Here is a 23,194-nt window from a genome sequence, read left to right as displayed (position 1 = left end):
TCATTCTGCGGTTGCGGCAGGTTTCTTCTCGCCGGTCCATACCAGCGGCAAGAGCTGGGATACATCGATGTCGCGTGTAGCGTCGGGTGTCACCCCCAGCAGCGCCCCAGTCCGCGAGATGACCCGTCCGACAACCGGTGCGGCATTCCATGCGGCGGTGGTCAGGCCGAAGGTTTCCTTGGTCCCGTTGGGCGAATCGAGCATCGCGACGACGACATAGCGCGGCGCATCCATTGGGAACGCCGCCGCAAAGGTCGATACGTTCTTGCTCCGCGAATAGCCGCCCGCGCCCGCGATCTCGCCGGTCCCGGTCTTGCCGCCGACCCGATAGCCCACGGCATCGCCCTTTCGCCCGGTTCCCAGCAGCACGACCAGCCGCAGCAACTGCCGCATCCGCGCGCTGGTTGCCTCGGTCAGCACGCGACGGCCCTTGGGGGCAGCCCCGGGCGCGACCTTGAGCAGCGTCGTCGGACGGTAGATCCCGCCGTTAACGAGCGTGGCATAAGCGTTCGCGAGATGGAGCGGCGTCACCGCGATGCCATGCCCGTAAGCGGTCGTCATCACCGTCGTCCGGCCCCAGTAGCGCGGCCAGATCGGCCCGGCGCGTTCGCGCAATTCGGTCGCAGGGCGTTCGCCGAACCCGAGCGCAGTGAACATCGCCGCCATCCGGTCCTTGCCCATCCTGTCCGCAATCTGCGCGGTCACAACGTTCGACGAGTAGACGAGCGTCTCCGGAATGTTGAGCCAGCGCTTTGGATCGCCGCGATCGTCGTGGATCGTGAACCGGCCGACCTTGAGCGGCTTGGTTGCATCGAACCGGCGTGTCATGTCGGTGATGACACCGTCGTTGATCGCCGCCGCGATCGCGATCGGCTTGAAGGTCGATCCGAGCTCGTAGACCGACTGCGTCACGTTGTTCCGCAGCGAATCACTGCTCGTGCCGCCGATCTTGTTGGGATTGTAGACGGGCAACGACACCATCGAGATAATCTCGCCGGTATGCACGTCGAGTACCACGCCCGTCGCCGCCTTCGCTTTGAAGTTGTTCATCGCGCGGCCGAGTTCGCTTTCCATCGCGGCCTGCACCCGCGCGTCGATCGACAGCGAGATCGGCTCGCCACGACGGCGCGGGTCGCTCAGTCGTTCGTCGAATGCGCGCTCGATGCCCGCCCGGCCAGCAATGTGCGCGTCGGTCGCGGTCGGTCCGATGTACCCGAGCACATGCGCCGCCATCGTCGATTGCGGATACAACCGCTCGGGCTCACGCGCGAAAACGAGGCCCGGCTCGCCGAGCGCATGAACCTGGTTCACCATGTCGGGCGACGCATGCTTTTCCAGGTAGGTAAACTTCGCGCGCATCGTCAACTTCTGGAAATACCAGTTGGCGTCATGGCCCGGCATGATGCGGGCCAGTCCGTCCGCCAGCGCCTGGCGATCGCCGATGACTTGCGGTGGTCGGACGCCGATCGTCCAGGCGTCGATCGTGCGCGCCAGCGGCTGGCCGTTACGATCCAGGATATCACCGCGCACTTGCGGATTGACCGCCAGATTCGCCGCACCGGCGGGCGACCCCAGGATCCCAAGCAACGCAATCCGTCCGATCACGAGCAGGAACCCCGCCATGATCAACAGCATCAGCATCATCAACCGGACATGCGCGACCGCGACCAGCGCATGGCGCTGATCGCTACCCCGTCGCGCGGGGACTGGCCGGGCGACGAAGGTCGTCACTTCCGCGAACGGATTTCGGCGCGGGCACCACTGCGCAAGTCGCCCAACATGCTGTCGTCGAGCAAGGCGCGATCGAGCATCGCAACCGCCGCGCGCTGCTTGACAGGTGCCGCCGACGCCATCGCGGTGCGTCCGACCGGCGCTGCCTCCCGAACAGATTTGGCACGTGCCGAAACCGGTGCCGGGGTGACTGCCGTCTGAGCGTGCGCCACGGGCGCTGAAATTGGCGCAACCTTGGGAGACAACGCCGCGACGGCCACCGCTCCTGAAGCAACGGCCGCAGCAGGTGCGGCACCCGTCACTGCGTCCGTTACCGGCAGCGGCGCCAGCGGCTTGAACGAGGCAAGTTGCGGACCGTTGGGCATGCTTGGCTCAAGCGCGGCGAGCGCGGCCTCGTCGACGACGAACTGCCCCGCCGACGGCGCGACCAGACCGAGCTTCTCCGCGTTCCACTTGTCGAGCTGGGCGAGGTTGGCGCGCGTGTCGAACTCGGTCTCCAGCGCGCGGATCTCGCGCTGTGCGCGCGCGATTTCCACGACGGTGCGATCGAGCTTCTTGCGCTCGGCGGCGACCTGCAACGGCACGAGCAGGAAGCCGAGCGCCACGGCGACGCTCGCCAGGAACCATCCCAGACTCTTCCAAGCCAGCCCAAGCATTACAACGCCCCTTCCGTCCAGGCGGTGGCACCGGTACGTCGTGCCGTCCGCAATGTGGCTGATCGTGCGCGCGGGTTCCGCGCGATCTCGTCTTCGCTGGGGCGCACACCGCGCCCGACCTGCTCGAAACTGGGTTGGTGCTTCGCGGCCACCTCGGGCAAATGTCGCGATCCGGAGGGAAGCCCGCCCGACCGCTCCCGCAGGAAGCGCTTGACCATCCGGTCCTCGAGGCTGTGGAACGTCACGACCGCGAGCCGCCCTCCTGGGGCCAGAACGCGCTCTGCAGCGGCAAGGACGTCCGCCAGCTCGCCCAATTCGCGATTGATATGGATGCGGATGGCCTGAAAGGTCCGCGTCGCCGGGTCCTTCTTGTCGTGCGCCTTATAGCCTAGCGCCCGACGAACGATGTGCGCGAGCTCGCTCGTCCGCGTGATCGGACGCGCCGCGACGATCGCACGCGCGACCCGCCGCGAACGAGGCTCGTCGCCATATTGATAGAGCACGTCGGCAATCGCGGATTCGTCCGCCATGTTGACGAAGTCCGCGGCACTTTCGCCCTCCTGGCTCATCCGCATGTCGAGCGGACCGTCGGACTGGAAGCTGAACCCCCGCTCGGCCTGATCAAGCTGCATCGAGGATACGCCGATATCCAACGTGACGCCCGCCACCGGCACGGCATCCCGCGCGGCGAGCTCGGCTTCCAGCGCGGAGAAGGTCGCAGGCACGAGCATCAACGCGCCATCGGACGTATCGACCAGCGCTGCACCGGCAGCGATCGCGTCCGGGTCACGGTCGAACGCAATGACGCGCGCGCCCTGCGCCAGCATTGCGCGGGTGTAGCCGCCAGCGCCGAAGGTCGCGTCGACATGAGTCTCGCCGGGGGCAATGGCGAGCGCGTCGATCACTTCGTGGAGCAGCACGGGGACGTGCGGGGAAAGGACGGGTGTGTCGCTCACAGCGCGACTCCCTTGGTCTTGCAGTGATAGCGGCACGCCGCCTGCATTACCGGATCGACATCCTCGGCGTCGAGCAAGGTCCTGGGGTCCCATATCTCGATCCAGTCGAGCGTCCCCCAGAAGAACGCATGCTCCCCGATCCCGGCATAGTCGCGCGGGAAGCCGGGCATGATGAAACGCCCCGAACCGTCGAACGGAACCGGCTCGCCGCTCGCGCCGCGCCGCTTGAAATTATAATTGGGCTCGCCGTCCGCGGCGGTATGCGCAGCTTCGCGCGCATCGAGCTGAGCGCGCAGGATCTTCACATAAGCCGGGTCGTAGGCGCGCAGGCACTTGTGCTTGGGATGGACGCCGACGATCACCGTTCCGCCATCCTTGCCATCCGCACGCGGCGCATTCGCCGCCAGCGTCGCCCGAAGAGAAGCAGGAATCGCGACCCGGCCCTTGTCATCGACAAGGCCAAGACCGTCTCCCTGATAATCCCCACGTTCGTCCACGCTTACCCCGCACAAGCGAGCCAGCCTCCCCCGGCCCAGGAAGTGCAAACCTGCACTTCCCAGCGCTGCAAAATGCATGCGAGTTCGGGATGCCCCTGTTAGACCAGAGGTATCACGGGGAGGGTCGGGGATACAAGGGGAAACCCGGGGATCAACAGGGTGAGACCGTCAATCTCACGCTTTTCAACGCAAATCTATTTCCCAGAAATCAAGCCGTTCCCGGTGTGTTCGGTGAACGGATGTGAAAGCGGCGCCGAATCCCCGACAGAATGGGGGCAGCGACATCATTTCCCGGATTTTCCCCGAACATCCCCGTACCGGCGAAGGCGTTTTCCAAGCCAGTCGAGTCATGCGCGATTCGATCACTGCTGCGCGGCGTCCGGCTGCATCATCGCATTGTCGATCGCCGTGGCGTTCTCGACTTCGGCACTGGGAGCGACGCCGAGTTCGGCGAGCGGCTCCTTGTTCACTCCCGACGCTGTGGAACCGGAGGCGCCGGAGACGATATTGGCGACCACGTCCGCACGTGCGCTCCCGATCGCCACAACCTGACGGTCATGGTTGGCGGTCGAGAAGATGGCAGCGGCGAGTCCGATGAACAGCAGAACTGCAGCGAGTCCGATCATCCCGACCCGGAACCGCTGCGTCGTTTGCGCTGCGTCTTGTGCGATGATTTTCATAGGCTGTGGTATAAATGTAACGTCTTTTGACGCCTCTGTCGATGCAAAGCTTAATCGCCCGCCAGCCACGGCGGAACGGCCAGTCCTTTCGCCTCCAACCATTCCCGGTTGTACAGAGTCGACAGGTACCGAAAGCCGGTGTCGCACAGGATCGTCACGACGCGCGACCCCGACCCGAGATGGTGCGCAAGTCGCACTGCGCCCGCAACGTTGATCCCGGACGAAAGACCGAGGCACAGCCCCTCTTCGGATAACAGGCGCGTCACCCACTCCATGCCTTCCGCGTCGGAAATCCGGAATTGCGTGTCGATCGGGGCGCCTTCGAGGTTGGCGGTGATTCGCCCCTGTCCGATCCCTTCCGCGACCGAAGACCCCTCCGATTTGAGCTCGCCATTGGCGTAATATTCGTAAAGCGAGGCCCCGTGCGGATCGGTCAGCGCGATGCAGACATTCTCGTCGTGCGCTTTAAGACCAAGGCCGACCCCTGCGATCGTCCCACCAGTACCTGCAGCGCAGGTAAAGCCGTCGATGCGCCCGTCCATCTGGTTCCAGATTTCCTCGGCGGTCCCGGTGATGTGCGCACGACGGTTGGCGATATTGTCGAACTGGTTCGCCCACACCGCATTGGCGGTTTCCTCAGCAATTCGGCGCGAAGTGTGGACGAAATGGCCGGGATTCGAATAAGGAGCGGCGGGAACCAGCACCAGTTCGGCACCAAGTGCGCGCAAAGTGTCCATCTTCTCGCGGCTCTGCGTCTCAGGCATGACGATGATCGTCTTGTACCCCTTAGCATTGGCGACGAGCGCGAGCCCGATCCCGGTATTGCCAGCAGTACCCTCGACGAAGGTCCCGCCCGGCAGGATCGCCCCGCGGGCCTCCGCATCCTCGACGATCCCGAGAGCCGCCCGGTCCTTGACCGAAGCGCCCGGGTTGGCGAATTCGCACTTCCCATAAATTTCCGCCCCTGCGGCTTCGCTTGGCCCCTTGAGCAGGACAAGCGGCGTATTACCGATCAGGGCGAGCGTGTTCGCTGTTGTATGCATGCGGGATAGCTATGCGTCCGAGTGCTCAGCCGCAAGCAAGCTTCGCTTTGTGGTGCGCGAAGAGCGCTACGCCGCGCCAAGAACGCGCTGTTAGGCGCTCGATTGTTCTGGTATTGTTCCTAGGCCATGGAAACCCGCTTCGAGTCCCCCGAAACTGCTCTGGTGCTTCCGCCACGCCCGCTTCGCTGGTTGTTTCTCGATCTGAACAGCTATTTCGCGAGCGTCGAGCAGCAGCTCGACCCTGCGCTCCGGGGCAAACCCGTGTTGGTCGCGCCGATCGACAGCGACACGACGGTCGCGATCGCAGCAAGCGTCGAGGCGAAGCGGTTCGGCATCAGGACCGGCACGCCGGTTTGGGAGGCCAAGCGCCTGTGTCGCGACCTCATCATCACGCCCGCGCGCCACGACAAATATGTCGAATTCCACGACGCGATCGTCGCCGAGATCTGGCGGCATATTCCGGTGACCAAGGTGTGCTCGATCGACGAGGTAGCATGTCGCTTGCTCGACAATGAAAACAGCGTTGCCGCCGCCACCGCGCTAGCGCACCGGATCAAGGCAGGAATCCGCGCAAACATCGGGGACTGCATGACGAGTTCGGTCGGGATAGCGCCCAACCGACTGCTCGCCAAACTCGCGTCCGATCTGCAGAAACCGGACGGCCTCGTCATCCTGCACGCCGAAACCCTGCCGCAGCGGCTGTATGATCTGCAGTTGCGCGACATCAGCGGGATCGGCGCGAAGATGGAACGCCGGCTCGCGCAGGAAGGCATCAACGACATCCGCCAATATTGCGAGCGGCGCCCGCGTGATGCCGGAAATGCATGGGGCGGCACCAACGGCGATCGGTTGTGGTATCTGCTGCACGGGGTCGACCTGCCGGAAAAGGCCACGCAAAGTCGGTCGATCGGGCACAGCCATGTACTCTCCCCCGGGAAACGCAGCGCGGCGCCAGTGCGGCTTACCGCGCGTCGCCTCGCGCTGAAGGCAGCCAGCCGCCTGCGCCGCAAAGCGTATCGGGCGCGTTTGCTGGTACTGCACGCACGGTTCGAGGACGACAAATCGGCCTGGCGCTGTTCGGCCAAACTGCCCGCGACCCAGGACAGCTTCGTCGTCCTGACCGCCCTGGAAAAGCTGTTCCCGCTGCTTGCCGCAGCAGGCAAGGCGCGTCCTGGTGACTTTCAGGTCCGCATGATCGGCGTGACGCTGGCGGAGATCGAACCGGTCACCGGAGAGCAGCAATCCCTGTTCGGCCTCCTTGATCCGGACGACCCCCTTGCTCGCGAAACCCGTACACTTGCGTTGAGCCGTGCAATGGACCGGATCAACGAGAAGTTCGGTCGACACGCAGTGAGCCTAGGCCCCCAGAACGGCGGAAGACTCGATCGAATAGGCACCAAGATCGCCTTCGGACGAATTCCTGACCTCGACGAATTCCATGAGTAATGATGACGCTACCACGAAATATTTGCTGCAGTGCGTCGATCCGATACGCGCCGCCACAGCGGGGTCTTGACGCTACGTACCGCGTGCGCGAAGAAAATCGAATGCTCAACAAACTGCTCCCCGCCGCCGCCGTCGCGCTCCTTGCGCTGTCGGCCTGTGATAACAAGCCAACCGAAGTTACTTCAGTCTCTGCCGACCCGATGGCGGCGGAAATCGCGAACCGTGCGCCGGTCGAACTTCCGCCGGCGATCAAGAAAGAAGCTACGTTCCGCTGCGCCGACAATAGCTTGGTGTATGTAACCTTCTTCGAGGGCGACAAGCAGGCGCTCGTTCGCAGCACGCAGACCGGCACCCCGGTAAAGCTGACCGCCGCAAACGCTGGCGATCCGCTTAAGGCCGACGGCTATGAAATGACGGGCACGGTCAAGGCAGTCACGCTGACACAGCCGGGTAAGCCCAAGCAGCTCTGCGACCTCTAACCAACCTTTATTGCGCACATCGTCGGCATCCGGCACGATGCCCGTTCCTGAGCGAAGGGCTTTGCCGGTGTCGACGATCGCGATCTACAGTTTGAAAGGCGGCGTCGGAAAAACCACGCTTGCCGTGAATCTGGCATGGTCAGCAGCAATCCAGTCCTCCCGCCGCACGCTCTTGTGGGATCTGGACCCGCAGGCGGCGAGCAGCTTCCTGCTGACGCTCAATGCCGATGTGCCCAAGCACCATGGCCTGGCACAATCGATCTTCGCCAAGGACGTGGCACCCGAAACGCTGATCGAAAAGACGGCAATCCCGCGGCTCGACCTGCTCGGCGCGGATTCATCGCTTCGCGGCCTGGATTTGCTTTTCCACGAAATGGACAAGAAGAAGCGGCTCCAGAAGCTCCTCGCCGGCCTGCGTAAAGATTACGATCGCATCCTGCTCGATTGCCCGCCCGGACTGACCGAGACGACCGAACAGGTAATGCGGGCGGCCGACCTCATCGTTGTGCCCGTCATCCCCTCCCCACTGTCGGAGCGCGCACAGGCGGACGTGATTGCCCATCTCGGCGGGCGGACGGATATCATGCCGGTACACTCGATGGTGGACGGCCGCCGCAAGCTCCACGCCGACGCGCTCGCGCGCCATCCGGACTGGCCAGTCATTCCTACTGCGAGCCAGATCGAGCAAGTTACCGCACGCCGTGCGCCGATCGGCAGCTTCGCCCCGCGCTCAACCGGCGCCGCCGCCTTCGGCCGGCTCTGGCAAGCGATCGAACGTCGTCTCGCGGCATGAGGGCTCCTCCCTCGCCCATCCTCGACGTTCCACCAATCGATCCGCTTGATCCGCAATTGGTGCTGGGGGCGTATGCAGTCGGCGTGTTTCCGATGGCCGACAGCCGGACCGCCGATGAAATCTATTGGGTGGAACCACAGGATCGCGCGGTACTTCCACTGGATGGGTTCCACCTTTCGCAATCGCTGCGCAAGACGATCGCACGCGACCGATTCCGCGTGACCGCCGACCAGCAGTTCGGCGCGATGATGCGACTCTGTGCGGAAGCGGTGCCGAACCGCCCTGATACTTGGATCAATCCGCAGATCGAGGACGTGTTCAACCGCCTGCATAGGCTCGGCTTCGCGCATTCGATTGAAGTCTGGGACGGCGATGAGATGGTCGGCGGACTGTACGGACTGGCGCTCGGCCGGGCGTTCTTCGGGGAAAGCATGGTCAGCCGCGCGCGTGATGCGTCGAAAGTCGCGATCGCATGGCTCGTAGCCCGCCTTCGTGCCGGCGGGTTCGTGCTGCTCGATTGTCAGTTCATGACAGACCATCTGGCATCGCTGGGCGCGGTCGAAATTCCGCGGGCGGCTTATTTGGTCGAATTGTCCGGCGCACTGTCGGCCGTGACCGGTTCAGGCGATTCCTCGGCGGGCGTCGGTGACTTCTTCGCACTCGACCGAGGTGTGGCAGCCGTGGACGGCGTGCCCGCCGAGACCGAGTCGGGTCCGCCTTCAGGGAAGGTCATTGCGCAATTCTTGGTCCAGACATCGTAAATCGGATGCTGAACCACGTTTAGCCCAGGCCGTTCCTTGAACAACCAGCCTGAGAACACACGCCGCCAGCCCTTGTCGGCTCCCGCGATATCGACCTGCACGAAGGCACCGGTATAGTGCTCCTGCTCCCACGGCGCGGTCTGTTCACATGCCTTGAGATGCAACACCACGTCGCCGACGCGGACTGTTTGCCCGGGCTTGAGCACCACGTCACGCGCCTGCCCGTTGCGTTTGTTGAGCAGGCCGAGCGTCGCCACACGTTGCGCCATCTGTGTCGCGCCGAAACTGGGATCAACGCCGCCAGCCACGTCCACCGTCACGACATTCTGTGAACTCGTATCCGCATCGAGCGCGGTTTCCGCGGTAGCGGTCGGCACGGGCGCGGGCGCGTCCGCGGCGCGATCACACCCTGTCGTCGCCAGCAGCGCGGCCACACCGGCCGCGCCCAGCGCGGGGCGAATCACGCGTCCGGCGTCCAGGCTTCGTAATCCCCGGTGGCCTGAGCGCGCACACCGCCCTTTTCAATGGCGCCCTTTGGACGATAGGCCAGAACGGTGCCGGTCAGATTCGGTTCGGGCGGGAGTTGCCACGCCCGCGGCGCGGGAAGTGCACGATCCGGCACGTCGGCAACCTGATGGTGCAACCAGCTGAACCATTCGGGAGCGATCCGGCTGGTGTCGTTGATACCGTTGTAAATAACCCAGCGACGCGGGTTGCCGGCAGTATCCCGACCGCCCTCGTAATAGACATTGCCGAGCGAGTCCTCGCCCATGCGCGCCTTGCCGCGAAGCCCGAATGCCGTGCCCCAGCTTGCGCCGGTCCACCAAGTGAAGGGGTTGAGATTGATGCCCATGCCATAGCGCTTAGCGCGCCACGCCGTGCCCTTCAACCGAGATCAACGCCGGGAAGAGGCCGTCCAGCTGATCCGGTCGCCTTCCTTGATGCCAAGATCGACCGAGCGACCGCCCCGAAGCTCGAGCACGGCCGAGACGGGTTCGCCAGACGCTACCGGAATCTCGGATTGGGGGATCGTGTTCTCCGCAATCCGCGCGATCGTCTGGTCCGGGCGAATGAAGATGATGTCGAGCGGCGTCGGCGTGTCCTTCATCCAGAAACTCGCTTCGCGCGGTGCCCCTTGCGGTGGGTAGGGCGCGAACAACATTCCACCATTTTCCGGTATATCCGTTCGGAACATCAGTCCGCGGCGCTGCTCTTCCTCGCTAGCGGCCGACTCTACCAGGAAGCGATGCTGCCCAGTACCGCTGCTGATGGTCACCGCCACCATCCCCGGCGCAACCTCGGTCGACGCCGCGGCGGGTGCGTTGTCACGGCAGCCGCCAAGCGCCGTCGCGAAGCCTGCGAAGGCAAAAACAGTCAGCAATTGCCGGCGCATGGACAGTCCTTAGATCTTCTGTTCGACCGTCACCGCCAGCGGCCCCTTCTCTCCTCCCACCATGCGGGCGAAGAGCACCTGTCCCGGTTCGACTTCCTCCAGGCCGGCGCGACGTAACGTTTCTACGTGGACGAAGATATCGCCGGAATCGTCGCCGCGCACAAGGAAGCCATACCCTTTCAAGCGATTGAACCACTTCACCGCCACGGGCTCGAAGGGGCCAGCCCCCTCGATCAGGGCCGCAGGATCGGGCCTTTGCGATTCAGGGCGAACTTTTGGTGGAGGTTCGACCGCATTCGTAAGATCGATCGAGAGAATCTCACTCGCCTGCAAACCCCGTTCCCGCAACGAGGCTATACATTCGAGCCGAGCACCCTCAGGCAAGCTACGCCGCCCGTGCGGGCGCAATACCGAGAAGTGGATCAAAATGTCGCCGACCCCTTCTTGGTCGGCGACAAGAAAGCCAAAGCCCCGGGTCATGTCGAACCATTTCAGAACGCCTGAATAACGTTGCGAGTCTTCGCTCACGATATCAGCTTCATCATCTATTCGGCCCTCGCGACCCAGCTGCACAGTCGCCGGAATCGGTTCATCACGCATTTTATAAAGTCCCCCGTCCGGGCCCATAGCATGACTTCATGCAGGATCGAAAGGCCCGTGACGCAGCGGTCAATACTCTTTGTATAATTTGGTAAATAGAGCGTTATTCTTCACTTCGGCCGAACTAAACAAATGTTTCGAAGCTTTCGCCAGGCATTAGGTTCACGATCTTCCGCGCGATGGTGAAGCCGTGACCGCCGCGAATCATCGCGGCAATTTGTTTCTCCCGTAGCGGTGCGTCAGCTTGCTGCAAGGCGAAGGGCCCGAACCGTCGCCGCTTCGCAAAAGCGAGCGCGGTCTCTACCGCCCGCTCCTCCACGCCTGGCACGATCGCGGCAGTGTCATCTTCATTGAGGCCAGACTGGCGCAATACGCCAGCGACCCGACGTTGACCCAACCCGCGGCGCGCCATAGCGACCGCTCGCGCCTCGCCGAACGCGCGGTCGTTGACATAGCCCAGTTCGGCGAACTTCTCGGCGATTCCGGCGGGGTCTCTTTCTGGCCCTTCCCACCCTCGTTCGCGCACCTTTCGCACGAGATAGGCCACCAATTTCGCACGCGTCGTTGAAAAACGTTCGACATAGCGTAAGGCGATCCGTTCCAATGCGGCGCTATCTAGCGGCGGAATTGGCTTTTTTTCTCGGGTTGGGGTCTGGTTCTTGGGGCGCTGGTACATGACGCCATCATTGTGCCACACTCGAACTGGATTTTGAACGCTTGGCATAAGCAGGGGTGCTTGCTGAACGGGACCATAGCGTGGTCGCAAAGAGAGCCACGATCGAGGGCGCAGATACAGATGACAGTTGACGTTGCGGGCACGCAGGACCTCGAGGCCGAAACGCCGAAGCTGGTCGCCACGCCCACCGAAGATTTGCTCCCGCGCCGATTCGCGGACTTTGAGACGCTAGGCGCGGCGTTGGATTACGCTGCGAAAGGTCAACGTGGGTTTAATTTCCATGATGCCCGCGGCACGCTGACACGCGCCTACCCGTTTTCCGAGGTGCGCGACGATGCCCTCGCGATGGCGCGACGCCTGATCGCAGCCGGGATCAAGCCTGAAGATCGTATCGCGATTGTCGCAGAAACCGGTACTGATTTCGCCGCGCTGTTCTTTGGCGCGGTCTATGCGGGCGCATGGCCGGTCCCATTGCCATTGCCCACGTCGTTCGGCGGACGGGATTCCTACGTCGAGCAGCTTCGCGTACAGCTCTCCAGCTGCGAGCCGGTGCTGCTGATCTATCCGCCTGAACTGGCGCAGATGGGAATCGATGCAGCGCGCGCCGCGGGCACCGAAGGGATTGACTGGTCCGAACTCGTCCGACGCCCTGCCCCCGCTGTCGAGCTTCCGCAGGCGACCGGGGATCAGGTTGCCTACCTCCAATACTCGAGCGGATCGACGCGCTTTCCGCACGGCGTCGCGATCACGCATCATGCCCTGCTCAACAATCTGACGGCGCATGCCTATGGCATGCAACTGGTCGCGAAGGACCGCTGCATCTCTTGGTTACCATGGTATCACGACATGGGCCTAGTTGGATGCTTCCTGTCGCCGGTCGCCAATCAGGTTTCCACCGATTACCTGAAAACCGAAGATTTTGCGCGACGCCCGCTGGCATGGCTCGACATGATCAGTCGGAACGAGGGCAATTCGATCAGCTATTCGCCGACGTTCGGATACGACATCTGTGCGCGGCGTATGTCGAGCCAGACCAAGGCGTCGGAGCGATTCGACCTGTCGCGCTGGCGGCTTGCGGGAAATGGCGCGGACATGATCCGTCCGGACGTGATGCAGTCCTTCGTCGATGCATTTGCCGATGCCGGCTTCAAGGCCGGCGCGTTTTTGCCGAGCTATGGTCTTGCCGAAGCGACCCTTGCGGTGTCGATCATGCCGCCCAACGAAGGCATCCGGGTCGAACTGGTCGAGGAAACGCAACTGTCCGGCGTTGCCGCCGGAGAGGACCGCCCGCAGCGGTATCGTGCGATCGTCAATTGTGGAAAGCCAGTGAAAGGCATGACCGTCGAAATCCGCGAGGAGGACGGTACGCCGTTGCCTGAGCGGGCGATCGGCAAGCTGTGGTGTTCGGGCCCGTCGCTGATGGTCGGCTATTTCCGGGACGAGGCCGCGACCGCCGCGTGCCTGATCGACGGTTGGCTCGATACGGGCGACATGGGCTATTTGTCTGACGGCTACGTCTACATCGTGGGTCGCGCCAAGGACATGATCATCGTCAATGGTCGTAATCATTGGCCACAGGATATCGAATGGGCCGTCGAGCAGCTGCCCGGGTTCAAGGCTGGCGATATCGCCGCGTTCGCGATCACCACGCCCGGTGGCGAGGAAACGCCCGCCGTTCTGGTCCAGTGCCGCAGCTCGGACGATGCCGAACGCGTCCGCCTGCGGGAGGAAATCCGCGAGCGGGTTCGCTCGGTCACGGGTATGAACTGCGTGATCGAACTCATCCCGCCGCGCACGTTGCCCCGCACGAGCTCGGGTAAGCTCAGCCGGGCGAAAGCGCGCAACCTCTATCTCAGCGGCGATATCAAGCCGTACGATCTGGCGGCATAAGGCGCCGCGATGGGGGTTGGGCGCGGCCAGCCCCCTCATGGTCTCATCCTAACGAACTCCTAACCTTGCGTAGCGTAGGACGGGCACGGTGAGCATCCGGCCCTCTTCTCAATTTACCAAGCCGCGCATCGACGTGCGGGCTCTGCTTGGACTGCTGGATCCCACCGACACGACCGAATGGGGCCCGATCCGCGCGGCACAGCTGAATGCCGGCAGCAGGCTCAGCGGCTATCTTGTGGCAGCAAACGGGATCGGCGCGGCGCTGGTGGTTGCGATCCTGTCCCGCAGCGTATCCTTACCGTTGCTCGCCGCCTGGGGCGTCAGTGCGACCGCGGTCAGCATCCTGGTTACGGTTCGCCGTCATGCCTCGCGGCATCGTTCCGCTTATACGGCGACGCTCCGCGATGTTCGGCAAACCCTGATCGACGGAATTCTGTTGGGAGGAATCTGGTCCGTCCCCCCGATCATCACCGGACTGCGCGGCGATACCACTACCGCGCTGTACCTGTGGGTCGCATTGTCCCTGATGATGACCGCGTCGTCGGTTGCGATGGCAGCCCTTCCCCTCGCCACCCTCAGCTTCTTGGCGATCCTGGGGGTTTCGATCGCGGCGATGATGCTGTTGACCGGCAGCCCGATGCTGACGGCAGCCGTACTCGCTTTCACCGCCGTCCTGATCGTCACCTGTTTCACCCGCGCAAAATCGCTGGTCCTGCTCCGTACCAGCGAGATCGCGATTGCAGAGCGTGACGAAACTGTCAGTCTGCTGCTGCGGGAAGCGGAAGAGCATTCGTCGGACTGGTTGTGGGAAACGGACGCGCAACGCCGAGTCGTGCGCGCGTCTCCGCGCTTCGCCACCTCAGTCGGGCTCGACACCAACACCGTAAACGGAAAATCGCTGCTGGAAGTGCTCGCCGGCCCCGCATGGGCCGCGGGCAAGGTCGCCCCCGAACTCGCCCGGCTCGCCGAGTATCTTAAAGGACGCGACGCGTTTCGCGGTCTCAACCTGCCGGTCATGGTGGGCACCGAGGAGCGCTGGTTCGAGATCGCCGCCAACCCGCGTTATGACGAACGCGCCGTTTTCATTGGGTTTCGCGGCGTGGGATCGGATGTGACGGAACAGCGGGCATCAGCCGATGAGATCAACCGGATGGCGCGCTTCGACGCACTTACGGGCCTTCCTAACCGCCTGCTAATCAACGAAACGCTTGCGGGCGCGATGGCGGATGCAGACAAATGGGGCAGCCGTTGCGCGTTCATGATGATCGATCTGGACCGCTTCAAGGCGGTCAACGACACGCTCGGCCATCCCGTTGGGGACCGGCTGCTCGGGCGCGTGTCCGAACGGCTTGCGATTCTAGTCACAGAGAACGAGATCATCGGTCGTCTGGGCGGCGACGAGTTCGCGGTGGTGGTGCGCGATGCGACCGACACCAAGCGGGTCGAGCGGCTAGCGCAGACCATTGTCTATGCGCTCGGGCAGCCGTATGAACTCGATCAACATACCCTGTATACCGGCGCGAGCGTCGGTGTTGCCATCGGCCCGCGCGATGGCAACACCGCCGAGACGCTGGTTCGGTCGGCTGATCTTGCGCTCTACCGTTCAAAGGACGCCGGCGGCGGCACCTATCATCGCTACGAACCGCAACTGCATGTCGTCGCCGAGGAGCGGCGTGTCCTTGAGCAGGCGTTGCGGCATGCGCTGGCGAAGAACCAGTTGCACATCTGCTATCAACCTGTGGTCGACGCCGAATTCGGTCGGTTGACCGGGTTCGAGGCACTCGTCCGCTGGACCCACCCGGAGTTGGGCGTGATTCCGCCCGACAAATTCATTCCCCTGGCGGAGGACGCGCGGTTGATCGCTCCGATCGGAGAGTGGGTCCTCCGCAACGCCTGCGCCGAGGCCGCGCGCTGGGCGGGATCGGTGCGGATCGCGGTCAACGTTTCGGCCGAACAGCTGCACAACCCTGGCTTCGTCGGGATCGTAACCTCGGCCCTCGGTGCGTCGGGCTTGCCGGCGGCGCGGCTAGAGCTGGAGGTCACCGAGAGCGTTTTCATGCGCGACACGACCGCCGCGGGAAAGGTGCTGGAGCGCATCCTCGACCTGGGAGTCAGGCTCAGCCTCGACGATTTCGGCACCGGTTATTCGTCCCTAGGCTACCTCAGCCGCACCCGGTTTTCGACGATCAAGATTGACCGGAGTTTCGTCACCGCAGCCTCGAACGGGATTCGCGAAGCGGTCGCGATCATTCGCGCCGTCGTCACGCTGGCGCAGAGCCTGGGCATGACGACCACCGCCGAAGGGGTTGAAACGGAGGAAGAGTACCGGATGGTGCGGGATCTGGCCTGCACCAAGGTCCAGGGCTATTATTTCGGGCGTCCGTTGACGGTGGAGGATGCACGCGTCGTAGCGTTGCGCGCCGCGCAAGATCGTGCGGTTGCTTGATCCGCTTGCGATCCGCAAAATGTCGCGATAGAGAGGCCCTCGATAGGGGTGTAGCTCAGTTGGTTAGAGCGTCGGTCTCCAAAACCGAAGGCCCACGGTTCGAGTCCGTGCTCCCCTGCCATCTTTCCCGATAAGTACCCGTTCGGCCCGCAGCTTGATTTTGCGGCGCACGCGGATTAGGGTCTTATCATTCCGAAATTGGGAATGACCGTCATTCGGCCCTTCACAGGGGCGGGTAGCGGGCCCATGTCCCAAAGCTTCGGCGATAAACACGAGTGCAGCACAGTGGCGAAGACGACCCCCCTCGAATTCATCCGTCAGGTCCAGGCCGAAACCAAGAAAGTCGTGTGGCCGACGCGCCGCGAGACGATCATGACCGGCGTGATGGTCGTCATCATGGCGACATTGCTGGGCGTCTTCTTCTTCGTCATCGATACCGCGTTCGAGACGATCGTCCACTTGCTGCTCACCCTCGCGAAATAACGGACAGACAGACGACATGGCACGTTGGTACATCATCCACGCCTATTCGGGTTTCGAGGGCAAGGTCCGCGACGCGATCATGGCGGAAGCGACTCGCATGGGGCTCGAGCAGCTCGTCGAGCAGATCGAGGTTCCGACCGAGACCGTGACCGAAGCCCGCCGCGGCAAGAAGATCGCGGTCGAGCGCAAGTTCATGCCGGGCTATGTGCTTGCCAAGCTCAACATGAACGACGACGTCTATCACCTCGTCAAGAACACCCCGAAGGTCACTGGTTTTCTTGGACCAAATGGCAAGCCGCAGGCGATCCCGGAGTCGGAAGCCGCTCGGATGCTGAGCACCAAGGACGAAGCGGCCGCCGCTGCGCCCAAGCAGAAGGTCAAGGTCGACTTCGAGATCGGCGATTCGGTCAAAGTGCTCGATGGGCCGTTCGCGAGCTTCAACGGGATCGTCGAGGAGCTCGATTTCGACCGCAGCCGCGTCAAGGTTTCGGTGTCGATCTTCGGGCGCGCGACTCCGGTCGAGCTGGAATTCGAACAGGTCGAGCGCAGCAAATAAGCGCTCCCGCGGCCGGGCGTGCGCGCTCGGCCGTTTTCGATTGTTTCTGACTTATTGCTGTAATCGTACAGGGTTAATCCTGCGTTCATCATTCTCGAACGCGTAGGACAGCTGTATGATCTCCCCTCTTCGCTCGGCGGCCATGATCGCCGCGGCGCTGCTTCCGGTCGCGGCGAACGCGGGTCCGATCTACCTCGCCAACGGCACGATCAGCGGCAGCAGCGCGGGGGCGAACGTCGATCTTTCGGGGCTGAGCGGGCCGCTTGAAAACGGGCTGCCGGGGAATATCTTGGGTGGGATCGGATCCGGCCTCGCTTATGCTGGCGGAAATACCTTCCTCGCGACGCCCGATCGTGGTCCGAATGCTACCGTTTATAACGCTTTTGTTGACGATACGACGTCGTATATCAGCCGTTTCCAGACGCTTTCGCTCTCTTTGACCGCCAATTCCGCCGGCACCGGATTGCCGTTCGGTCTGACCGCCGCGTTGACCGGGACGACCCTGCTCTCCAGCCCGACCGCGCTCAATTACGGGAGCGGTACCGGGCTCGGCACCAAGATCGACGGGACGCCGCTCGGCTCGGGCGCGCCGAGCCAGAACGCCAATGGATCCTATTATTTCACCGGCCGCTCGGACAATTATGCGGCGGGCGCATCGACCAATCCGGCGAACGCGCGGTTCGACCCCGAATCGGTCCGCGTCTCCAACGATGGCAAGAGCGTCTTCGTGTCGGACGAATATGGCCCGTACGTCCGCCAGTTCGACCGCGCGACCGGCAGCCTGATCAAGACCTTCGCGCTGCCCGCCAATCTGGCGGTGACGACGCTGTCCCCCAAGGGCGATACCGAAATCGCGGGCAACACGGTCGGCCGGGTCGCCAACAAGGGGATGGAGGGGCTCGCGATCACGCCCGACGGCAAGACGCTGGTCGGGATCATGCAGGCGCCGCTCGAGCAGGATCCGTCCAAGTTCGTCCGGATCGTGACAATCGACGTCGCGAGCGGCACGACACATGAATATGGCTACAAGCTCACCGCAGGATCGGGGGTCAGCGACATCGTCGCGATCAACGACCACGAATTCCTCGTCGACGAACGCGACGGCAAGGGGTTGGGCGATGGCAGCAAGGCCGCGGTCAAGCAGGTGTTCCGGATCGACCTGGCCGGTGCCGCCGACATCACGCAACTGGCGGGCACCGCCGCGAGCAAGGCGCAGACCGTGACCAAGACGGCGACCCCGTTCCTCGACCTCGTCAGCGCGCTGACCGCAGCGGGGGTGGCGACATCGCAGATCCCCGCCAAGATCGAGGGGATCTCCTTCGGGCAGGACGTGATATACAACGGCACGCTGCTCCACACGCTGTTCATCGCGAACGACAATGATTTCGTCCCCGGCACCGCCGGACAGAATCAGGTGTATGTGTTCGGCTTTACGGACGCCGACCTGCCCGGCTTCGTCGCGCAGAGACTGACCGGCGCGGTGCCGGAGCCCGCAACCTGGACGATGATGCTGTTCGGGTTCGCCGGGATCGGAGCGATGGCGCGCCGTCGCAAGGCGGTTCCCCGCTCCGCCTGAACGCACCCCCCACATCGGGCATTCCGGCGTCGGGCCGGGATGCCCGCGATCGACCCCGGCGATCTGCTCGCCGCAGCTAGGCGTCATCGCCGATCCGCTATATGCCCGCCGATATAGCTCCCGATCGGACTCGTGCATGTATCGTCGTACCCTGCTTCTCTCGCTCGCCGCGGTTGCCGTCGCGTTCGGCCCGGCGGCCACATCGCACGCCGCCCCCCCTGCCCCGATCACCGTGTTTGCCGCAGCGTCGCTGACCGATGCGATGCAGGCGGTCGGCAAGGCCTATACCCGGCGCACCGGCGTCCCCGTGCGCTTCTCGTTCGCGTCGAGCAGCCTGCTCGCGCGCCAGATCGAATCGGGCGCGAAGGCGGACCTGTTCGTCTCCGCCGACCTCGCCTGGATGGACCATGTCCAGAAGGCGGGCCGGATCGATGCGCGTAGCCGCCGCACGATGCTGCGCGGCCGTCTCGCGCTCATCGCCCCCGCGGATGCGCGCATTTCGCTCAAGATCACGCCGCGCTTTCCGCTCGCGCGCGCGTTGGGCCCGACCGGGCGATTGGCGGTCGGCGACCCGGCCTATGTCCCGGCAGGGATCTACGCCCAGACCGCGCTGACGCGGCTTGGCGTATGGCCGAGCGTGCAAGGCAGGCTGGCGCGGGCCGACAACGTCCGGGTCGCGCTGTCCTACGTCGCGCGGCACGAAGCGCCGCTCGGGATCGTCTACGAGACCGACGCCTGGGCCGAGCGAAGCGTGCGGATCCTTGGCGTGTTTCCCGAAGCCAGCCACCCGCCGATCGAATATCCCGTCGCACTGGTCCGGGGCGGCAACCCCGCCGCCGGGGGGTTCGCGTCCTATCTGCAAAGCCCGGCGGCGAAGGCGACGTTCCGCCGCTACGGTTTCCGGACGATTGGCTGAAGCGTGCTGACCGCCGCCGAATGGGACGTCCTCGCGCTGAGCGTATCGATCGCCGGACGGGCGGTGCTGGGCGCGTTGCCGCTCGCCTTGCTGGCGGGGTGGATGATGGCGCGCACGCGCTTCCCTGGCAGGACCTTGCTCGATGCGGTGCTGCACTCCTCGCTCTTCCTGCCGCCGGTGGTGGTCGGCCTCGTGCTGATCCTGCTGTTCGGGAATGACGGGCCGCTGGGACACGTCCTCGCGGGGTTCGGCATCCAGTTGATCTTCACCGCGAACGGCGCCGCGCTGGCGGCGGGGGTGATGGCGTTCCCGCTGATGCTCCGCGCGTGCCGGCAAGCGATCGAAGCGGTCGACCCGCGGATCGAGGCGGTCGCGGACAGTCTGGGCGCCGGTTTCTGGGACCGGACGGTAACGGTCACGCTCCCGCTCGCCGCCCCCGGGCTGATTGCGGCGGCGGTGATCGGCTTTGCCGCCGCATTGGGCGAGTTTGGTGCGGTCATCACCTTCGCCGCCAACATTCCCGGCGAAACCCAGACGCTCGCGCTCGCCATCTACGCCGCACTCCAGCAGCCGGGGGGCGAGGCGGTCGCGCTGCGGTTGGCGGGGATCTCTTTCGGCGTCGCGATTCTGGCGTTGCTGCTGTCGGAAGCCTTGCTCGCCTATGGGCGGCGGCGGGGCGGGCAATGATCTCGATCGCGATCCAGCAGCGCGTCGGCGCTTTCAGCCTCGACGTCGCGTTCGACGGACCCGCGGACGGCGTGACCGCGCTGTTCGGGCCTTCCGGTGCGGGCAAGAGCACGACGCTCGCCGCGATCGCCGGGATGACCACGATCGACACCGGGCGAATCGTGCTGGGCGAGCATGTGCTGTTCGACAGTGCCGAAGCGATCAACGTCCCGCCGCGGGCGCGACGGATCGGCTGGGTGTTCCAGGACGCCCGACTGTTCCCGCACCTGCGTGTCGAGGCGAACCTGCGCTACGGCCTGAAGCGGGCGCCCAGGCCGCACCGGATCGGGTTCGACCATGTCGTCGCGGTGCTCGACATCGGACACCTGCTGACGCGCGGCGTGCGCGACTTGTCTGGTGGCGAACGCCAGCGGGTCGCGCTGGGTCGCGCACTGCTCAGCCAGCCCGAACTCCTGTTGCTCGACGAGCCGCTCGCGGCGCTGGACGGCGGGCGCAAGGCGGAGATCCTGGCCTATATCGCGCGGCTCAAGGCGGATTTCGCGCTGCCGATGCTGTATGTCACGCACAGTCCGGACGAAGTTCGCGCGGTCGCCGACCATGTCGTGCTGCTGGAGCAGGGGCGCGTCGTCGCGCGTGGCGATGCCGCCATCGTCGGCGGTGCGCCTGTCAGCGCGCAAGTGGTCGGGCGCGACGAAACGGGGGTGCTGCTGCGGGTGCCGTCTTCCGCAATCGGCCCGGGCGACACGATCACGCTGTCGATCGACCGCTGACACCCGGCCACGCGCTCATCTTGCCTTTTGCGCCGTCTTCGCCTATGCGCTCGCGCTTCGGTCAGGGTCATCCCTGGAGGCTTGGCCGGAGACACCACTTCCAGTATTTCGGAGCATTGCAATGAGCGAACAGATGACGCTCGCAGCCGAGACGCGCGAACAGGTTGGCAAGGGAGCCTCCCGTTTGCTTCGTCGTGAAGGCCGCGTCCCCGCCGTAATCTACGGCAACAAGCAGGAACCCCTGTCGATCCACGTCGAGGAAAAGGCGCTGATGCGTCTGCTCAACACGGGTCACTTCATGAATTCGGTCGTCATGCTCGACGCCGGTGGCAACCAGGTTCGCACCCTGCCGAAGGACGTCACCTTCGACGTCGTCACCGAGCGTCCGGTCCATGTCGACTTCCTGCGGATCGGCGCGCATTCGACCGTCACCGTCGCGGTTCCGGTCGTCTTCACTGATGAAGACGAAGCCCCCGGCATCAAGAAGGACGGCGGCGTGCTCAACGTCACGCGTCACGAAATCGAAGTCGTCTGCGACGCAGCCGAGATCCCCGGCGAGATCACCATCTCGCTCGCAGGCCTCGAAGTCGGCGCATCGATTCACATTTCCGACGTGAAGCTGCCCAAGGGCGTCGAGCCGTCGATCGCCGACCGCGACTTCGCGATCGCCACGATCGTGCCGCCGACGGTCCCGACCGCAGCGGACGAGGAACTGGAAGCAGCGGTTGCCGAAGCGCAGTCGTCTGAAGCCGAAGCCGAAGCAGCGAGCGAAGCCGCTGCCGAGGACGACAAGGGCGAGTAAGCCCGAGCGCCCTTTCCGGCTTATGCGGAGAGGGACGGGAAAGGGGGACAGTCTGCGGCGCGTGCGTCCGGCAGGCTGTCCCTTTTTTACGAATTCACTCTTCAGCGTCTTCCTGCCCGTTCGCTCGAAACGAACGGGACGAGAGAATGAGGGCAGGCAGAACACGACATGCAACTCTGGGCCGGTCTCGGGAATCCCGGTGCGCACTATGCGCTCAACCGGCATAATGTCGGGTTCATGGCGGTCGACACGATCGCCGAGATGCACGGCTTCGGCAGCGTGAAGAAGGCGTTCCAGGGCTGGACGCAGGACGGCCGGATCGGCAGCGAGAAGATCCTGCTGCTCAAGCCCGCGACCTTCATGAACGAAAGCGGCCGCAGCATCGGCGAGGCGATGCGCTTCTACAAACTCACCCCCGCCGACGTCACGGTCTTCTATGACGAGCTCGATCTCGACCCGTTTCGCGTCAAGGTGAAGACCGGCGGCGGTGCGGCCGGGCATAACGGCATCCGCTCGACCGCGCAGCATATCGGCGAAGACTTCCGCCGCGTGCGGATCGGGATCGGGCATCCCGGCCACAAGGACAAGGTGTCGCCCTATGTGCTCGGCAATTACGCCAAGGCCGAGATGGACCCGCTCAGCGACGTGCTCGGCGCGATCGCGGCGGAGGCATCGTGGCTTGCGGCGGGCGACGACCAGAGATTCATGAGCGACGTCGCGCTCAGGCTTGGAGACCGCAAATGACCGTCCGCTCGTTGTTCGCAACGCCCTTTTACGACGCGAAGCTCAAGGATGCGGCGCTCGTCGCGGATCTCGACCGGTCGTGCCGGTTGCTGTCGGAAGAGGATCGCGCGGGGCGGACCTGGTCGAAGGCGCATGGCTATCGCGGCTATACCTCCTATGCGTCGCTCAACGACTTGCCGATGCGCGACCCGGCGTTCGCGGATCTGGTCAAACTGCTCAACAAGCATGTCGCGAAGTTTGCGGAAGCGTGCGCGTTCGACTTGCAGGGCGGGAAGCTCAAGCTCGACAGCCTGTGGGTCAACGTGATGAAGCCGGGCGGGACGCATTCGGGGCACGTCCATCCGCACAGCGTGGTGTCGGGCACGGTCTATATCGCGGTGCCTGAAGGATCGGGCGCGTTGAAGCTCGAGGATCCGCGGTTGCCGATGATGATGGCCGCGCCACCGCGCCTTCCCGATGCGGCCGAGGAGCAGCGCAGCTTCGTCTATGTCGAGCCCGCGGCGGGCAGCGTGTTCCTGTGGGAGAGCTGGCTGCGCCACGAAGTCGCGCCGAGCTTTGCCAAGAGCGAGCGGATCAGCATCAGCTTCAATTACCGCTGGTCGTGATCTGGCGG

The 23,194-nt window shown here is 64.2% G+C and carries 26 protein-coding genes, 1 tRNA gene and 1 pseudogene; 17 read left to right on the top strand and 11 right to left on the bottom strand.

The window, feature by feature from the left end; translation table 11 throughout:
- The 6 genes from QBJ92_RS05440 to QBJ92_RS05415 form a co-directional block, all read right to left on the bottom strand.
- Positions 1–1,731, bottom strand: a complete 1,731-nt coding sequence (locus QBJ92_RS05440) for a peptidoglycan D,D-transpeptidase FtsI family protein (RefSeq protein ID WP_277968674.1) — start codon at positions 1,729–1,731, stop codon at positions 1–3.
- A complete protein-coding gene (locus QBJ92_RS05435) occupies positions 1,728–2,387 on the bottom strand; it encodes a hypothetical protein (protein ID WP_277968673.1) in 660 nt (219 codons plus the stop codon). Before QBJ92_RS05435 ends, QBJ92_RS05440 begins: the two co-directional genes overlap by 4 nt.
- Positions 2,387–3,343, bottom strand: a complete 957-nt coding sequence (rsmH, locus tag QBJ92_RS05430; RefSeq protein WP_277968672.1) for a 16S rRNA (cytosine(1402)-N(4))-methyltransferase RsmH — start codon at positions 3,341–3,343, stop codon at positions 2,387–2,389. The genes QBJ92_RS05435 and rsmH overlap by 1 nt, the downstream gene beginning before the upstream one ends.
- Positions 3,340–3,840, bottom strand: a complete 501-nt coding sequence (locus QBJ92_RS05425) for a division/cell wall cluster transcriptional repressor MraZ (RefSeq protein ID WP_277968671.1) — start codon at positions 3,838–3,840, stop codon at positions 3,340–3,342. The genes rsmH and QBJ92_RS05425 overlap by 4 nt, the downstream gene beginning before the upstream one ends.
- Positions 3,841–4,202: 362 nt before the next feature.
- Complete coding sequence (locus QBJ92_RS05420) at positions 4,203–4,520, bottom strand: hypothetical protein (protein ID WP_277968670.1); 318 nt, start codon at positions 4,518–4,520, stop codon at positions 4,203–4,205.
- A gap of 50 nt (positions 4,521–4,570) precedes the next feature.
- The gene (locus QBJ92_RS05415) at positions 4,571–5,563 is read right to left on the bottom strand and encodes a cysteine synthase A (RefSeq protein ID WP_277968669.1); all 993 of its coding nucleotides are present in this window, start codon (positions 5,561–5,563) and stop codon (positions 4,571–4,573) included.
- Between the two features lie 162 nt (positions 5,564–5,725).
- Here QBJ92_RS05415 and QBJ92_RS05410 point away from each other — a divergent pair, with 162 nt between their 5' ends.
- The 4 genes from QBJ92_RS05410 to aat all read left to right on the top strand — a co-directional run bounded on the left by QBJ92_RS05410 (position 5,726) and on the right by aat (position 9,042).
- Complete coding sequence (locus tag QBJ92_RS05410) at positions 5,726–7,009, top strand: type VI secretion protein ImpB (protein WP_277968668.1); 1,284 nt, start codon at positions 5,726–5,728, stop codon at positions 7,007–7,009.
- Between the two features lie 101 nt (positions 7,010–7,110).
- Positions 7,111–7,488, top strand: coding sequence for a hypothetical protein (locus QBJ92_RS05405; protein WP_277968667.1), 378 nt, complete (start codon positions 7,111–7,113; stop codon positions 7,486–7,488).
- A 67-nt stretch (positions 7,489–7,555) separates the two neighbouring features.
- Positions 7,556–8,281 (top strand): ParA family protein, encoded by a 726-nt coding sequence (locus QBJ92_RS05400; protein ID WP_277968666.1) that lies wholly within the window; start codon positions 7,556–7,558, stop codon positions 8,279–8,281.
- Complete coding sequence (gene aat / locus QBJ92_RS05395) at positions 8,278–9,042, top strand: leucyl/phenylalanyl-tRNA--protein transferase (protein ID WP_277968665.1); 765 nt, start codon at positions 8,278–8,280, stop codon at positions 9,040–9,042. Before QBJ92_RS05400 ends, aat begins: the two co-directional genes overlap by 4 nt.
- A gap of 35 nt (positions 9,043–9,077) precedes the next feature.
- Here aat and QBJ92_RS05390 read toward each other — a convergent pair.
- Positions 9,078–9,248, bottom strand: a pseudogene (locus QBJ92_RS05390) (DUF2155 domain-containing protein); the annotation flags it as partial.
- Between QBJ92_RS05390 and QBJ92_RS05385 the strand changes: the two are divergent.
- Positions 9,201–9,374: a hypothetical protein gene (locus QBJ92_RS05385; protein ID WP_277968780.1), complete on the top strand. Its 174-nt coding sequence runs from the start codon at positions 9,201–9,203 to the stop codon at positions 9,372–9,374. The pseudogene QBJ92_RS05390 and the gene QBJ92_RS05385 overlap by 48 nt on opposite strands.
- Positions 9,375–9,502: 128 nt before the next feature.
- Here QBJ92_RS05385 and QBJ92_RS05380 read toward each other — a convergent pair whose 3' ends face one another.
- From QBJ92_RS05380 to QBJ92_RS05365, 4 genes are all read right to left on the bottom strand, one after another.
- Entirely contained in the window at positions 9,503–9,895 is a 393-nt protein-coding gene (locus tag QBJ92_RS05380) for an NADH:ubiquinone oxidoreductase subunit NDUFA12 (RefSeq protein ID WP_277968664.1), read from the bottom strand.
- Positions 9,896–9,937: 42 nt separating this feature from the next.
- Positions 9,938–10,435 carry a DUF192 domain-containing protein gene (locus QBJ92_RS05375; RefSeq protein ID WP_277968663.1) on the bottom strand — a complete coding sequence of 166 codons (498 nt, stop codon included), beginning with the start codon at positions 10,433–10,435 and terminating at the stop codon, positions 9,938–9,940.
- 9 nt (positions 10,436–10,444) lie between these two features.
- Positions 10,445–11,035, bottom strand: a complete 591-nt coding sequence (locus QBJ92_RS05370) for a cold-shock protein (protein WP_277968662.1) — start codon at positions 11,033–11,035, stop codon at positions 10,445–10,447.
- A gap of 124 nt (positions 11,036–11,159) precedes the next feature.
- Positions 11,160–11,711: a regulatory protein RecX gene (locus QBJ92_RS05365; RefSeq protein ID WP_277968661.1), complete on the bottom strand. Its 552-nt coding sequence runs from the start codon at positions 11,709–11,711 to the stop codon at positions 11,160–11,162.
- A 120-nt stretch (positions 11,712–11,831) separates the two neighbouring features.
- Between QBJ92_RS05365 and QBJ92_RS05360 the strand changes: the two genes are divergently transcribed.
- From QBJ92_RS05360 to QBJ92_RS05305, 12 genes are all read left to right on the top strand, one after another.
- The gene (locus QBJ92_RS05360; RefSeq protein WP_277968660.1) at positions 11,832–13,601 is read left to right on the top strand and encodes a fatty acyl-AMP ligase; all 1,770 of its coding nucleotides are present in this window, start codon (positions 11,832–11,834) and stop codon (positions 13,599–13,601) included.
- Positions 13,602–13,689: 88 nt separating this feature from the next.
- Positions 13,690–16,047, top strand: coding sequence for a putative bifunctional diguanylate cyclase/phosphodiesterase (locus QBJ92_RS05355; RefSeq protein ID WP_277968659.1), 2,358 nt, complete (start codon positions 13,690–13,692; stop codon positions 16,045–16,047).
- Between the two features lie 44 nt (positions 16,048–16,091).
- Positions 16,092–16,168: transfer RNA gene (locus QBJ92_RS05350), tRNA-Trp, on the top strand.
- Positions 16,169–16,332: 164 nt separating this feature from the next.
- Positions 16,333–16,530, top strand: coding sequence for a preprotein translocase subunit SecE (gene secE / locus QBJ92_RS05345; RefSeq protein ID WP_131527009.1), 198 nt, complete (start codon positions 16,333–16,335; stop codon positions 16,528–16,530).
- Between the two features lie 16 nt (positions 16,531–16,546).
- On the top strand, positions 16,547–17,086 hold the full coding sequence (gene nusG, locus QBJ92_RS05340) for a transcription termination/antitermination protein NusG (RefSeq protein WP_131527007.1): 540 nt from the start codon (positions 16,547–16,549) through the stop codon (positions 17,084–17,086).
- A 115-nt stretch (positions 17,087–17,201) separates the two neighbouring features.
- Positions 17,202–18,662 carry an esterase-like activity of phytase family protein gene (locus QBJ92_RS05335; RefSeq protein WP_277968658.1) on the top strand — a complete coding sequence of 487 codons (1,461 nt, stop codon included), beginning with the start codon at positions 17,202–17,204 and terminating at the stop codon, positions 18,660–18,662.
- A 136-nt stretch (positions 18,663–18,798) separates the two neighbouring features.
- Positions 18,799–19,578 (top strand): molybdate ABC transporter substrate-binding protein, encoded by a 780-nt coding sequence (modA, locus tag QBJ92_RS05330; protein ID WP_277968657.1) that lies wholly within the window; start codon positions 18,799–18,801, stop codon positions 19,576–19,578.
- A 3-nt stretch (positions 19,579–19,581) separates the two neighbouring features.
- Positions 19,582–20,265 (top strand): molybdate ABC transporter permease subunit, encoded by a 684-nt coding sequence (modB, locus tag QBJ92_RS05325; protein ID WP_277968656.1) that lies wholly within the window; start codon positions 19,582–19,584, stop codon positions 20,263–20,265.
- Positions 20,262–21,035 carry a molybdenum ABC transporter ATP-binding protein gene (gene modC, locus QBJ92_RS05320; RefSeq protein WP_277968655.1) on the top strand — a complete coding sequence of 258 codons (774 nt, stop codon included), beginning with the start codon at positions 20,262–20,264 and terminating at the stop codon, positions 21,033–21,035. Before modB ends, modC begins: the two co-directional genes overlap by 4 nt.
- 121 nt (positions 21,036–21,156) lie before the next feature.
- Positions 21,157–21,837 (top strand): 50S ribosomal protein L25/general stress protein Ctc, encoded by a 681-nt coding sequence (locus QBJ92_RS05315; RefSeq protein ID WP_277968654.1) that lies wholly within the window; start codon positions 21,157–21,159, stop codon positions 21,835–21,837.
- Between the two features lie 168 nt (positions 21,838–22,005).
- Entirely contained in the window at positions 22,006–22,581 is a 576-nt protein-coding gene (pth, locus tag QBJ92_RS05310; RefSeq protein WP_277968653.1) for an aminoacyl-tRNA hydrolase, read from the top strand.
- Positions 22,578–23,186 (top strand): TIGR02466 family protein, encoded by a 609-nt coding sequence (locus QBJ92_RS05305; protein ID WP_277968652.1) that lies wholly within the window; start codon positions 22,578–22,580, stop codon positions 23,184–23,186. The genes pth and QBJ92_RS05305 overlap by 4 nt, the downstream gene beginning before the upstream one ends.
- Positions 23,187–23,194 lie beyond the last annotated feature (8 nt).

This window comes from Sphingomonas echinoides, assembly GCF_029623395.1.
Taxonomy (GTDB): domain Bacteria; phylum Pseudomonadota; class Alphaproteobacteria; order Sphingomonadales; family Sphingomonadaceae; genus Sphingomonas; species Sphingomonas echinoides_A.
Note: the sequence above shows the minus strand (reverse complement) of the source record. Positions and strands in the feature narration are given on the sequence as shown.

What these genes read in the sequence shown, in the direction of transcription:
- QBJ92_RS05435 (WP_277968673.1), bottom strand. Translation starts at nt 2,387, where the DNA reads ATGCTTGGGCTGGCTTGGAAGAGTCTGGGATGGTTCCTGGCGAGCGTC.
- QBJ92_RS05420 (WP_277968670.1), bottom strand. Translation starts at nt 4,520, where the DNA reads ATGAAAATCATCGCACAAGACGCAGCGCAAACGACGCAGCGGTTCCGG.
- QBJ92_RS05415 (WP_277968669.1), bottom strand. Translation starts at nt 5,563, where the DNA reads ATGCATACAACAGCGAACACGCTCGCCCTGATCGGTAATACGCCGCTT.
- QBJ92_RS05405 (WP_277968667.1), top strand. Translation starts at nt 7,111, where the DNA reads ATGCTCAACAAACTGCTCCCCGCCGCCGCCGTCGCGCTCCTTGCGCTG.
- aat (WP_277968665.1), top strand. Translation starts at nt 8,278, where the DNA reads ATGAGGGCTCCTCCCTCGCCCATCCTCGACGTTCCACCAATCGATCCG.
- QBJ92_RS05385 (WP_277968780.1), top strand. Translation starts at nt 9,201, where the DNA reads ATGCAACACCACGTCGCCGACGCGGACTGTTTGCCCGGGCTTGAGCAC.
- QBJ92_RS05380 (WP_277968664.1), bottom strand. Translation starts at nt 9,895, where the DNA reads ATGGGCATCAATCTCAACCCCTTCACTTGGTGGACCGGCGCAAGCTGG.
- QBJ92_RS05375 (WP_277968663.1), bottom strand. Translation starts at nt 10,435, where the DNA reads ATGCGCCGGCAATTGCTGACTGTTTTTGCCTTCGCAGGCTTCGCGACG.
- QBJ92_RS05370 (WP_277968662.1), bottom strand. Translation starts at nt 11,035, where the DNA reads ATGCGTGATGAACCGATTCCGGCGACTGTGCAGCTGGGTCGCGAGGGC.
- QBJ92_RS05365 (WP_277968661.1), bottom strand. Translation starts at nt 11,711, where the DNA reads ATGTACCAGCGCCCCAAGAACCAGACCCCAACCCGAGAAAAAAAGCCA.
- QBJ92_RS05360 (WP_277968660.1), top strand. Translation starts at nt 11,832, where the DNA reads ATGACAGTTGACGTTGCGGGCACGCAGGACCTCGAGGCCGAAACGCCG.
- nusG (WP_131527007.1), top strand. Translation starts at nt 16,547, where the DNA reads ATGGCACGTTGGTACATCATCCACGCCTATTCGGGTTTCGAGGGCAAG.
- QBJ92_RS05335 (WP_277968658.1), top strand. Translation starts at nt 17,202, where the DNA reads ATGATCTCCCCTCTTCGCTCGGCGGCCATGATCGCCGCGGCGCTGCTT.
- modA (WP_277968657.1), top strand. Translation starts at nt 18,799, where the DNA reads ATGTATCGTCGTACCCTGCTTCTCTCGCTCGCCGCGGTTGCCGTCGCG.
- modC (WP_277968655.1), top strand. Translation starts at nt 20,262, where the DNA reads ATGATCTCGATCGCGATCCAGCAGCGCGTCGGCGCTTTCAGCCTCGAC.
- QBJ92_RS05315 (WP_277968654.1), top strand. Translation starts at nt 21,157, where the DNA reads ATGAGCGAACAGATGACGCTCGCAGCCGAGACGCGCGAACAGGTTGGC.
- pth (WP_277968653.1), top strand. Translation starts at nt 22,006, where the DNA reads ATGCAACTCTGGGCCGGTCTCGGGAATCCCGGTGCGCACTATGCGCTC.
- QBJ92_RS05305 (WP_277968652.1), top strand. Translation starts at nt 22,578, where the DNA reads ATGACCGTCCGCTCGTTGTTCGCAACGCCCTTTTACGACGCGAAGCTC.